Origin of the sequence: Bifidobacterium reuteri DSM 23975 (assembly GCF_000741695.1) — a bacterium.
Classification (GTDB): Bacteria; Actinomycetota; Actinomycetes; order Actinomycetales; family Bifidobacteriaceae; genus Bifidobacterium; species Bifidobacterium reuteri.
This window is the reverse complement of the sequence record NZ_JGZK01000001.1, coordinates 22,271-34,274: the sequence shown is the minus strand read 5'-3', so window position 1 is coordinate 34,274 and position 12,004 is coordinate 22,271. Positions and strand designations below refer to the sequence as shown.

At 61.7% G+C, this 12,004-nt stretch carries 7 protein-coding genes; all 7 read right to left on the bottom strand.

Annotated features, from left to right (window positions below; genetic code table 11):
* Nucleotides 1-125: 125 nt before the first annotated feature.
* A complete protein-coding gene (locus tag BREU_RS00110) occupies nucleotides 126-875 on the bottom strand; it encodes a DedA family protein (RefSeq protein WP_044089440.1) in 750 nt (249 codons plus the stop codon).
* Nucleotides 876-1,098: 223 nt separating this feature from the next.
* Entirely contained in the window at nucleotides 1,099-1,770 is a 672-nt protein-coding gene (locus BREU_RS00105) for an HAD family hydrolase (RefSeq protein ID WP_044089441.1), read from the bottom strand.
* A gap of 232 nt (nucleotides 1,771-2,002) precedes the next feature.
* Entirely contained in the window at nucleotides 2,003-2,587 is a 585-nt protein-coding gene (locus tag BREU_RS00100; RefSeq protein WP_044089442.1) for a heat shock protein transcriptional repressor HspR, read from the bottom strand.
* A gap of 65 nt (nucleotides 2,588-2,652) precedes the next feature.
* Nucleotides 2,653-3,678 carry a DnaJ C-terminal domain-containing protein gene (locus tag BREU_RS00095; protein WP_044095732.1) on the bottom strand — a complete coding sequence of 342 codons (1,026 nt, stop codon included), beginning with the start codon at nucleotides 3,676-3,678 and terminating at the stop codon, nucleotides 2,653-2,655.
* Nucleotides 3,679-3,772: 94 nt separating this feature from the next.
* A complete protein-coding gene (gene grpE, locus BREU_RS00090; RefSeq protein WP_044089444.1) occupies nucleotides 3,773-4,564 on the bottom strand; it encodes a nucleotide exchange factor GrpE in 792 nt (263 codons plus the stop codon).
* The gene (gene dnaK, locus BREU_RS00085) at nucleotides 4,564-6,456 is read right to left on the bottom strand and encodes a molecular chaperone DnaK (protein ID WP_044089446.1); all 1,893 of its coding nucleotides are present in this window, start codon (nucleotides 6,454-6,456) and stop codon (nucleotides 4,564-4,566) included. Before dnaK ends, grpE begins: the two co-directional genes overlap by 1 nt.
* A 246-nt stretch (nucleotides 6,457-6,702) precedes the next feature.
* Nucleotides 6,703-11,793, bottom strand: coding sequence for a type I pullulanase (gene pulA / locus BREU_RS00080; protein ID WP_044089447.1), 5,091 nt, complete (start codon nucleotides 11,791-11,793; stop codon nucleotides 6,703-6,705).
* Nucleotides 11,794-12,004: the final 211 nt, after the last annotated feature.

Genomic DNA, 12,004 nt, shown 5'->3' with positions numbered 1-12,004 from the left:
GGTTCTAGCTTGCCAAGTTATCCACATTCCGGCGTGTCATCCACAGCACTTGTGGATAAAAAGAAAAACCGGCCAAACATGACGTTTGACCGGTGGGCATCACCTGCGAAAGACAATCGCGGGCATCACTTGTTATCGAGGTTTTCGATGCCGGATTCCAGCGTATCCAGCTGGGAATCGGTGACCTTGACGTGCGCGCCGGTCACCGAACCGGCCTTCTTCTTGCCGAACTTGGCCTTGAACAGGCCGATGATGGTCGGGGCCAGCGAGACCAGCAGAATCAGCACGATGACCAGTTCGAAGTGATCCTGTACAGCCGGGATGTTGCCGAAGAAGTATCCGAGCAGCGTGAACAGCGTGGACCACGTCAGGCCGCCGAGCACCGAGAACGGGGTGAACCGGCTCCAACGCATGCCGGAAATGCCGGAAATGAACGGCATGAACGTACGGATGAACGGGAAGAAGCGGCCCAGGAACACCGCCAGCGGACCCCACTTCTCGATCATGCCCTCGGTCTTGGCCAAGCGCTCCGGAGTCAAGGCCTTCACCTTGCCGGACTGGATGATGCGACGGCCGAAGAAATGGCCGATGAAGTAGTTGCACTGGTCGCCGATGATCGGAGCGCACCATACCACCGGCAGCAGGTAGAACAGCGGCAGCGCGGCCTTGCCTGTCACCGCGTCAGGCGCGGCGAACACACCGGCGGCGAACAGCAGAGAATCGCCCGGAAGGAACGGGAAGAAGACCACACCCGTTTCGATGAACACGATCAGGAAGATGAATCCGAGGGTCGGGGCCACGCCCATGGCGATCCAACCGGCGATGGCCGCGCGCGGATCCTTCAGCAACTCAACGATAAAATGTACAAAACCCATGCTGTTCCTATGAACTATCTTGTGAAACCAGTATTCGCAATCAATATGCAGCGCCTCGCCCAGCCGGAATCAACCTCTTGGACACTCGCGCTGAAACCGTCAACCACCCTACCAGCAGGCCACATCAAACCTACGACGTCCACACTAAGCCATCGCTAATAACCAGCATTATTATGCCGCGACAGAAGTTCGTTGGCAAAAGACCGCCCGGCGAAGCGGCGTTTCAGCCGGCGAGCCGCTGCTTCACGAAGCCATCCAGCGCGGCGGCGTCGATGCCATCGTATGAATCGATGGAGGCGAACTGGCCGAGACCGGAGTTGTCCGTGCGAATCCAACCGGTCTGGGCGATCAGCGTGGCACCGGATGCGGCGCCCGCCTTCAAGCCCGACGCGGAATCCTCCAGCACCACGCACTTGGGCATGTCCTCCTCGGCGATGCCGAGCTTGGCAGCGGCGGCCAGGTATGGCGCAGGATTCGGCTTATGCTCGTACGGATCATCGCCGCAGACATAGCCGGCGAACAGCCCTTCCGACTGTTTCATGATGTTCTCGGCCATACGGCGAGGCGACGTGGTGACCAGCATCGAGGGGATGCCGGCGTCCTTCAGCGAATGCAACACCTCGCGCACGCCGGGAATCCACGGCAGATGCGCCACCTCCGCGTTGTAGACATAGTCCTTGAGCTGCTTGTCAATCTCCTCGACACTCAACGTGCATCCGCGTTCGATCATGTTGCGCGCCACGTTCGGCACCGGCGTGCCGGAGCACATCCAACCGAGGTCCTCGTTCCAGTCACCGCCATTGGCATGGGCGATTTCGATCTCGCCGTCATGCCACAGCGGCTCCGAATCAATGAGTGTGCCGTCCAGATCCCAGAATACGGCCTTGAGCAGCATGGCTTCCTCCATTCGCGGGCTTTCGCAAAGCCACAAGAGCTACATGTACTTGCTGTATTTGCTTAGTCCATTGCACCAACCGGATGGGACAGCGCGGCGTTGCGGCCCATGATGTAGGGATTTGTGCACGATGTAGGGAACCGTCCATGATGCAGGGATGCAAAACGGCGGAATAAAGCCATTTCTGACTTTTATGCCATGCAAGAATCCCTACATCATGGGTTTTCCCTACTCACCAGCTCCAGAGGACCATGGATTTGGAATCGGCGGCGGCATCAGGATTAGACGCACGCGAGCCGCCATCAGCCATTGCAAAGGTATCGCGCCCCGGCAGCTCGCGGGTTTCGTGATGAATCGCGTTGCGCCACAAACGAGCGCGATTGGAGCGTTGCACTTCGACAATATTGCCGTCGCGTCCGGCCGCGAACACGCTTTCCTGATCGCCGGCCTGCATGCGCTTGACCTCGCGACGCAACTGGCGGTTCTCCTCTTCGAGTTCCAGAATGCGTGCGATGCCGGAAAGATTGATGCCCTCGTCCTGGCTCAGGCGCTGGGCATGTGCCAAGCGGGCGATATCGCGCAGGCAGTAGCGGCGGGCGCCGCCACCGGTGCGCTGCGGACGGACCAGCCCCAGACGGTCGTATTGGCGAAGGGTCTGGGGATGGATGTTGGCCAGCTCGGCGGCCTGGCCGACAGTGAAAATGGGCAGTTCGATGTCGAAGCCGACGTCGTCAGCCCCATCAAGGTCGGCGCGACCCAGCACCAACGCGGTGGCGCACATGGCGTACAACTGCCGAATCTGATTGACTCGCGCCATGATGCGCCTCCCACTGATTGTTGTGTTGCTGTGTGTACTTCGTGCGCGGACGGCGACCGTGCGGGTCAGGCGAGGTAGTCGCCGGCTTTTTCGTCGAATTCCTTGGCGACGTGCTTGAGCATGAGCCCCGGCTTGGCGGGAACCATGATCTGCACACGACCAATCAGGTCGCCTGTCTCGCTGCCACGCTTGACGCCGAGCCCTGCAAGCTTGACTTCAGCACCGGAGCTGGAACCCGCAGGCACCTTGAATGTGACCGGATTGCCGTCGATGTCCTTGGCCTCGACCTTGGCGCCGGCCACAGCCTGACCGACGGTCACCGGCAAATCCATGACGATGTCATGACCGCGCATGGAGTAAGTGTCGTCCGGCTTGACGGTGACATGCAGGTACAGGTCGCCCGCATGACCGCCGTTGATGCCCGGCTTGCCCTTGCCCGCCAGCTTGATCTTCTGACCGTCCTTGACGCCTGCAGGCACGTGGGCCTTGAACTTCTTGCCATCGACGGACAGGGACACGGTCGCGCCCTTGACCGCCTGGCGCAGTGTCAGGCTGATCTTGGAGTTGCGGTCCTCGCCGTTCTCGGGGCGCGGCGCCTCCTCATAGCCGTAGCCACCGGCGTTGCCGTACGGCGATTGACCGCCAAATTGCGCGCCTGCACCCTGACCGGCGGCACCGCCGAACATGGAGAAGATATCGTTCAGGTTCGGATTGCCGCCGCCCGACGTGGAGAAGCGGATACGCGAACCATTGCCGCCCATGCCCGACGCATTGCCGAACATGGAGCCGAAAATGTCGGAGAAGCCGGAGGCGTCAAAACCGCCCGAACCGGAGCCACCGGCGAAGCGGGCACCGCCCATGCCGAACTGGCGAATCGCATCGTACTTCTGGCGTTCGTTCTTGTTGCTCAGCACGTCATACGGCTCGGAGATGTCCTTGAACTTCTCCTCGGCTTCCTTGGTCTTGTTCAGATCAGGATGGTACTTGCGGGCCAGCTTGCGGTAGGCCTTGGTGATTTCGGCTTCAGTAGCGTCCTTGGAGACACCAAGGACTTTGTAGAAGTCTTTGTTCAGCCATTCATTCTCAGCCATTCATGTCTCCTTTCGTAAAAGTCTGTATTAGTGAAGTGCTTAGTGCTTTAGGAAGCACTAAGCACTGTGAATGTTTGAGCCGCCTGAGCGGGGATCAGTTGTGGGGGGAGACTACTACTACGCGGGCGGCGCGGATGACGCGGTCGCCGATGCGGTAGCCGGCCTCGACCACGGTATCGACGGTTTCCTTCTCGGCAGAGTCATCCGGCTTGTGCAGGATGGCCTCGTGCTTGGTGGGGTCGAAGTCCTCACCCTTTTCGCCGAACTTCTCGACGCCGAACTTCTCGAACGCCTTGTCGATCTTGGTGGCGACAGCCTTGAACGAATCGTCCATCTCGCTGTGTTCGCGGATGCGATCGATATCGTCCAATGCCGGCAGCAACGCGGTCAGCACGTCGATGATGCCGTGCTGACGGAAGCGCTCCTGTTCCTTCTGCGCGCGATTGCGGTAGTTGATGAACTCCGCACGTTCGCGTTGCAGCGCCTCAAGGTAGTCGGCTGCCTCCTTCTTGGCCTTGCCAAGCGGAGTGAGGGTGTCGCCGTCGGCCGGCTTCTTGTCGTCTGTCGGGGTCTCTCCCTCAGTCGCGGCATTCGCCGCGCCAGCTCCCTCATCAGAGGGAGCCGAAGTGGCGGAGTTCGCGGTGTGCGCTGCGCCAGCGGCATCAGAAGTGGCGGAGTTAGCCGGGGTCTCTCCCTCAGTCGCGGCATTCGCCGCGCCAGCTCCCTCATCAGAGGGAGCCGAAGTGGCAGAGTCGGCCGGCTTCTCTCCCTCAGTCGCGGCATTCGCCTCCTCGGCTCCCTCGTCAGAGGGAGCCGAGGAGGCGGCGGCCAGATCGTCTGCGTTGGGCAGGTCGTTCAGGTAGTCGTCCTTATTGAAGTCGGACATCACTTGTTGTCCTTGTCGTCATCGTCGTCCACGACCTCGGCCTCGACGGTGTCATCGTCAGAGGAAGAGGAGGCGGAGCCGGCGGACGCGCCAGCGGCACCGGCTGCACCAGCGCCAGCTGCGGCGCCTTCAGCGCCCTGCTGGGCGTACAGCACCTGGCCGATCTTCTGGGCGGCGGTCATCAGCTCGGTCTGCGCGGTCTTGACCTTCTCGACGTCGTCACCCTTCAGGGATTCCTTCAGAGCGTTGACCTTGTCGGTGACTTCCTTGACGATGTCGTCGGAGAGCTTCTCCTTGTTGTCGTTGACGAGCTTCTCAGTGCTGTAGGCGAACGCCTCGGCCTGGTTGCGGGTCTCGGCATCCTCCTTGCGCTTCTTGTCCTCGGCCTCGTGAGCCTCGGCCTCCTTGACCATGCGGTCGATCTCGTCCTTCGGCAGGCCGGAACCACCGGTGATGGTCATCGACTGCTCCTTGCCAGTGCCCTTGTCCTTGGCGGACACGTGCACGATGCCGTTGGCATCGATGTCGAAGGTGACCTCGATCTGCGGGACGCCACGCGGAGCCGGAGCGATGCCAGTCAGCTCGAAGGTACCCAGCGGCTTGTTGTCGCGGGCGAACTCACGCTCGCCCTGGTAGACCTGGATCAGCACGGACGGCTGGTTGTCCTCGGCGGTGGAGAAGACCTCGGAACGCTTGGTAGGAATGGCGGTGTTACGGTCGATGAGCTTGGTCATGATGCCGCCCTTGGTTTCGATGCCGAGGGACAGCGGGGTCACATCGATCAGCAGGACGTCCTTGCGGTCGCCCTTGATGACGCCGGACTGCACGGCAGCGCCGACAGCCACAACCTCATCCGGGTTCACGGACTGGTTCGCTTCCTTACCACCGGTGAGTTCCTTGACCAAGTCCTTGACGGCGGGCATACGAGTGGAACCACCGACGAGCACCACGTGGTCGATGTCGCTCACGGAGATGCCGGCGTCGTGCAGCACGTTGTTGAACGGCGTGCGGCAGCGGCCCAGCAGGTCGGAGGTCATTTCCTCGAAGTGCGCACGGGTCAGGGTCTCGTCCAGGTGCACCGGGGTGCCGTCAGGGGTCATGGCCAGGTACTGCATGGAGATGGAGGTGCTGGTCGAGGAGGACAGCTCCTTCTTGGCCTGTTCAGCGGCTTCCTTCAGGCGCTGCAGAGCGATCTTGTCCTTGGACAGGTCAACGCCGTACTTGTTCTTGACTTCGCCGACCAGCCAGTCGATGACCTTCTGATCCCAGTCATCGCCACCGAGGTGGTTGTCGCCGTTGGTGGCCTGCACCTGAATGGTGGAGAAGCCGTCGTCGTCCTTGCCGATCTCCAGCAGGGAGACATCGAAGGTGCCGCCGCCGAGGTCGAAGACCAGGATGCGCTCGTCTTCCTTGCCCTTCTCCAGACCGTAGGCCAGAGCAGCTGCGGTCGGCTCGTTGATGATACGCAGAACGTTCAGGCCTGCGATCTTGCCGGCGTCCTTGGTGGCCTGACGCTGGGCATCGTTGAAGTATGCCGGGCAGGTGATGACAGCATCGGTGACGGGCTCACCGAGGTAAGCCTCAGCGTCCCTCTTCAGCTTCATCAGAATCTGTGCGGAAATCTCCTGCGGGGTCCACTTCTTGCCGTCGATGTCGACGGTCCAGTCAGTGCCCATGTGACGCTTGACAGAAGAAATAGTGCGGTCAACGTTGGTCACAGCCTGACGCTTGGCCACCTCGCCGACGAGGATTTCGCCGGACTTGGAGAACGCGACCACGGACGGGGTGGTGCGCATGCCCTCAGCGTTGACGATAACGGCGGGCTCGCCACCTTCCAGCGTAGCGATGCAGGAATTCGTGGTGCCCAGATCGATACCAACTGCACGTGCCATAATGTGTGCTCCTTAATTATTCGTTTGTTCTTACGTTGTTCGCTCAAGTTCCTTGGTTGGTTCTTGGGCCTTCCAAAACTTGAGCCTACATCACTCAACTTCTGTTTGGCAAGTTCTATTCCCAAATTCATCACAAAAGTTGAGCGATGTAGGCTCAGGTTTTTTGGAGCGGCTCTGAGCCACCCCCAGTCAGCTTCGCCGACAGCCCCCGCCAGCGGGGGCACTCAGCAACTGACGCGGTGTGGACTACTGTTCGGAGCCCTCCTTACTGTTGACGGCATTGCCGCCCCTGGAGAACCGCTGCAACAGCATGCCGGCAGCGGTCATCACCAATACGGCGACCGCCATGACGGACAGGGCTACGCCGGTGTTGGGCAGAGCGGCAGCGCCGAACTGCTGGGATTGGCCGGCCGCGGTGTCGGATGCGCCGCTGGAGGCGTTGCCGTCACCGGTCTGACCATTGCCGTTGCCACTATCGCCCGGAGTACCCGGGGTGGCGGTGCCGCCCGACTGGTTATCGTCCTTGCCGCCATCGGGCTTGGTCGAATCATCGTCGACGCCGGCCTTGAGCACGGCAGCGGCGAGCGCTCCGGCCTGGTAGCCGTCAGCGCCCACGGTGGTTGCAGCATTCTTATCCTGCGTCTCCGTCACCTTGCCATCGGCGGCCAGCACGGTGTACTTGCCAGCCGGCACGGCCTCGACCGTTGCGGCCGATTCGTTGGCGTTGAACACCACCACATACGTGTCGCTGCCGTCCTTCAGCTGGTAGGCCACCACGCCGTCGGACTGCTGCAGCACCGTCATGTTCTTGGCGATGTCATCATAGCTGCTCAGGTGCAGGTTCTTGATGGACTTGCGCAGGGCGATCAGGCCCTTCACATAGTTCACGGAACCCGCCTGCTCGACCGTGCGGTTCCAGTCGATGGCGTTCACCGCGTCGCCGGCGTTGTAGCTGTTGCCATTGCCGCCCTTGGTGCGCAGAAACTCCTGGCCGAACTGCATGTCGGTGATGCCCTGCGAGAGCAGAATCAGCGAGTCGGCGAGCTTGGCGCGAGCGAGTCGCGTCTCCTCGGAGTCGTTGGGCGCGCTCTTGACCAGCTTGTCGTACAAGGTCAGGTTGTCGTGGATCTCGACGTACTGCACCACCTGATCCGCGCCGCCGTAGTTCGTGTCGGCGGTGCCGTTGTTGCAGTGGCCGTTCTCATCGATGCCCTCGCGCTTGTTGTTGCAGCCGAGCACGTTGGTGGTGATGAGGTTCTCCTTGTCGGCCTTGCCGGCGATGAAGCCGGTGTCCTCGTCGGAGAACACGCTACCCTTGATCGCGTCGCGCAGGGAGTCGTTGAAGAACGCCACGCCCTTGACCTTGGAGGCATTGGGCTGCGTGGTTTCCTGGTTGCCAATGGCGTCAGTCATATCCCAGCCTTCGCCGATGACGAGAATCGACGGATCGATCTCGTCAAGTGCCGCACGCACCTGATTCATGGTGGTCTGGTCAATCAGACCCATGAGGTCGAAGCGGAAGCCGTCCACGTTGTACTCGGTCGCCCAGTACTTCACGGAATCGACGATGTACTTACGGACCATCGCACGCTCGGAAGCCACGTCGTTGCCGCAGCCGGAGCCGTTGGTCAGGTTGCCATTGGCGTCGTAGCGGAAGTAGTAGCCAGGCACGGTCTTGTTGAAGGCGTGTTCGGAGGCGTTGTAGACGTGGTTGTAGACCACATCCATCACCACGTACAGGCCGTTCTTGTGCAGCCCGGAGACCATCTGCTTCATTTCCTTGACGCGAGCGCTCGGGTCACTCGGGTCGGAGGAGTACGAGCCTTCCGGCACGTTGTAGTTCTCCGGATCGTAGCCCCAGTTGTACTGCGCGCCGTAGCTCAGATCGCCGGTCTCATCCACGGAACCGTAGTCGTAGACGGGCATGATCTGCACATGCGTCACGCCGAGCGACTTGAGGTAGTCGATGCCGGTGGGCGCCGCGCCCTGCTTGCCGTCGACCGTGGTGCCCTCCTCGACGAAGCCGAGATACTTGCCGCGATTGGCTTCGGAGACGCCGGAGTTCGGGTTGATGGTCATGTCACGAACGTTCGCCTCGGTGATGATCGCGTCGGTCGGCTTGCTGAACGACGCCATGCGCTTGCCGGCATCGCCCTTCTCCTTGTCGGAGAGCACGACGGATCGCTCGCCGTTGGCCACGGCGGCGGTCGCGTACGGGTCGGCGGACGTGTTTACCGTGCCGTCGGCGAAGGTCAGCTCGTAGTCGTAGGCGTAATCCTTGAGATCCTTGTCCACGGTGAACGTCCACACGCCCTTCTTGCCGGACTTCTCCAGCGTCACGGCGTCGGTCTGCGCTGCCTTCGGATCGGTGGAGTCGGCGTACAGGCGCAGCGTCACCTTGGTGGCGGTCGGCGCCCACAGCTTGAACGTGGACTTCTCGGCCTTGTAGGTCACGCCAAGATCATCGCCGTCGTAGGCGTACTTCTTGTCGAACGCGTCAGAGCGCACGACGGCGCCGAGCGACACGTTCTGCGTGCCGTAGTCCTCGATCGTCACCTTGTAGGCCTTGGTCACGTCAAGATTGTCGGCCGTGGTAATGGTCACGGTGTTCCCGCTAGCCTTCACGTCCTTGATCTTCGCACCCTCGACCGACACCGCGTCGGCCGGCTTGTCGATGGTGAGCGCCTTGTTGAGCTTGACCGTGATGGTGTTGAAGTCGGTCATTTCGGCGGAGACGATCGTGCCCTTGGCGTCGTAGAGCGTGCCGTTGGTGTAGATCGTCGTGTCGCCCTGCACCAGCCAGATTTCGGCGGATGCGGTGCCGTCGGCGTTCACGGTGATGGCGGACTGCGGGATCGTGCGGTTCTCGTCGTTCGGATCCTTGCCTTCCCAGCTGTCGCCGCCGTAGCGCACGATGAACTGCGGCGTGCTCATACCGCTGCCCTTGAGCGTGTACTTGGCGATCAGGCCGTAGTCGTCGTGCTCGGTGAACGGGTAGGCAGCACCGTTGACGCCGTCGGCCCAGCCCCAGATGTCCCATGCCTTCATGCCGTCTTCGCTGGTGTAGTCGTCGGCGAGGCGGTGGTAGTGGATGGTCACGTCGATCTGGTTGGCGGCCTTCTTGTAGCCGTCGGGGGCTTCGGTGAGCGTTTCGTCCGGATTGGTACCGTCGACCCAAATCTCGGCAGTGCCGGTGGAACCGTCAATGTTGCGGTCACCGCCGACCTTGTCCCAGCCCTCGGTGGTGACGATCACGCCAATCTTGGCGGCGTCGTACGCGCCGTCGATGGTGGTCTCGAACACCTTGCCGTAGGAGTCCTCGCCGGTGAAGGCATGCCATGCGCCAGCCAGGGAGTCACCGTTCTTGTCGGTGCCCCACATGTACACGCCGCGATCGGCGACGGTGTCGCCTTCGGCGGGCTTGTAGTGCACGATCACCTTGGTCTTGGGCTGGTACGACTGCACATCGGAGGGCACGCCGGCGCTGGCCTCGTGGTCGGCGACCGCCGTCCAGTGGCCCTGCGCGGTGTAGTTGCCGCCGCCATTCGGGTTGTCCCAGTTGTCGCCGCCGTCGGTGAATACGTATTCGAAGGACTTGCCCTTCGGATCGACCGTGAACTTGACCCAGCCGTTGCCGGCGTCGGCCATCAGCTCGTGGCCCTGCTCGGCCCAGCCGTCGATACCGTAGTGGAGGTACGCCTGCTTCCAGCCGTCGGGCAGCTTGTAGTAGATGGTGCGGCTCGTGTCGGCCGCGGCCTTCTTGGTCTCGTCGTTGACGGACAGGTCCGGATCGGACGGATCGGACTTGGTCGTGCCGGTCCAGGAATCCTTGGTCGCGCCCGCGTAGATCGCGATGGCGGAGTTCTTCGCGAGCGTCGCGTCGAACGTGCCGTCGTCCTCCACGGTCACAGTTGCAGAGCAGTCGCCGGTGGCGTACACGTTGCAGTATTCGCCGGCGGGCAGTGACGTCTGGAACGTCTGCTTGGAGTCGTCGGCGCTGTTGTTGAGCGCGAGGTAGCCGACGTCGCCGCGACCGAAGCCGAGCACGTTGGTGTCGTACGCCTTCCAGTTGGTGACGTCAGTGCCGTTGACCGCGTTGTGGAAGCCGATCATGCCGCGGATCGCGGTCCAACGTTCGGCGCACTGCCAGGTGCCGGAGGTCATCGAGCCGTCGGTCGGGCACTCCATGTCGGGCACGGAGGTTTCGGTGGCGCCGGGAGCGCCGTCGTCGGAGTTGTCGAAGTAGTAGCCGGAGTAGATGTGCGGCTGGCCGTAGTCGTACGCGAGCATGAACGCGTTCGCGAGCAGGTACTTCGAGCCCTTCTTATAGGTGATGGCCGATCCGCGCTCTGTATCCCAGTTGGTCACCCACACTGCGGCCTTGTCGGAGCTCACCCAGCCGTCGCCGCCGACCTTCGCAAGGCCCTTGCTGGCGTCGGTGATGTCGCCGGCGAAGGCGACCGACAGGTGGTTGGTGAAGTTGAATTCGGAGACCTTGCCGTTCGCCACATAGTTGCTCGGCTGGATTTCCGCGGCTTCGGAGGCGTTGCCGATGACTTCCTGCTCGAAGAAGATATCGTCGGCGTTGCGGCCGGACTTCTCGGCGAGCTTGGCCTTGATGGCGGCCACGTCGGCCGTGGCGATGTGTTTGACCGCGTCGACGCGGAATCCGTAGACGCCGAGGTCGAGCAGGCGGTTCATGTAGTCGGCGAGCTTGTCCTGCACGTATTCCTGGCTGGTGTCGAGGTCCTGCAGGCTGGTCAGGCGGCAGTTCTGTACTTCGTCGGCGTTGGTGTAGTCGCCGATGTTCTTGGTGCAGTCGTGGAAGTTCTCTTTGGTGTACGGGATTGCGGGGAAGTTGCCCTCGCCGTCGTACTTGCTGCCGGCGACGCCGGTGCCCTCGCCCTGATCGGCGCCGGTGGTGTGGTTGATGACCGAGTCGGCGATGATCTCGACGCCCGCCGCGTTGCACGTGGCGATCATGGTCTTGAACTCGGCTTCCGTACCGAGCTTGGAGTCGAGCTTGTAGCTGACCGGCTGGTAGGAGGTCCACCATTCAGTGCCCTGGATGGACTCCATCGGCGGGGAGACCTGTACGTAGGCCACACCTTCGGGGCCGTAAGCCTCGGTACACTCCTTGGCCACCGAATTCCAGTTGGTTTGGAATGCGATGGCGATCACATCGCCCGGCGCGCCAACAGATGTGCGCGCCTGTGCATTGGCCTCGGTCTCGTCCGCAGAAGCCGGCAATGCTACCAGCGTTGTGGCAGACATTGCCACCGCTATGCCGGTTACGGCAAGGCGTTTGGCGAGCGAGCTGAATCGTCGTACGGCCATATGAGTCCTTTCTCTCATCCTTGAGCATTGACCGCACGAACCATGAAGGGGAACACCCCCTATCGCACGGTCAGACCGTTGACAACGTTTGCAACACTTTCAGCACCACTCCTGCAGAAACGGCATGCAGCACAGTTGACAGACTGAATACGTTCGCAACACTATGTCCCAATCAGCATACCACACCAAGCAACACTTCCCCCAGCTTCGC

Bases quoted from the DNA above. Each gene is read 5' to 3' on its own strand.
- BREU_RS00110 (WP_044089440.1), bottom strand. From the start codon at position 875: ATGGGTTTTGTACATTTTATCGTTGAGTTGCTGAAGGATCCGCGCGCG.
- BREU_RS00105 (WP_044089441.1), bottom strand. From the start codon at position 1,770: ATGCTGCTCAAGGCCGTATTCTGGGATCTGGACGGCACACTCATTGAT.
- BREU_RS00100 (WP_044089442.1), bottom strand. From the start codon at position 2,587: ATGGCGCGAGTCAATCAGATTCGGCAGTTGTACGCCATGTGCGCCACC.
- BREU_RS00095 (WP_044095732.1), bottom strand. From the start codon at position 3,678: ATGGCTGAGAATGAATGGCTGAACAAAGACTTCTACAAAGTCCTTGGT.
- grpE (WP_044089444.1), bottom strand. From the start codon at position 4,564: ATGTCCGACTTCAATAAGGACGACTACCTGAACGACCTGCCCAACGCA.
- dnaK (WP_044089446.1), bottom strand. From the start codon at position 6,456: ATGGCACGTGCAGTTGGTATCGATCTGGGCACCACGAATTCCTGCATC.
- pulA (WP_044089447.1), bottom strand. From the start codon at position 11,793: ATGGCCGTACGACGATTCAGCTCGCTCGCCAAACGCCTTGCCGTAACC.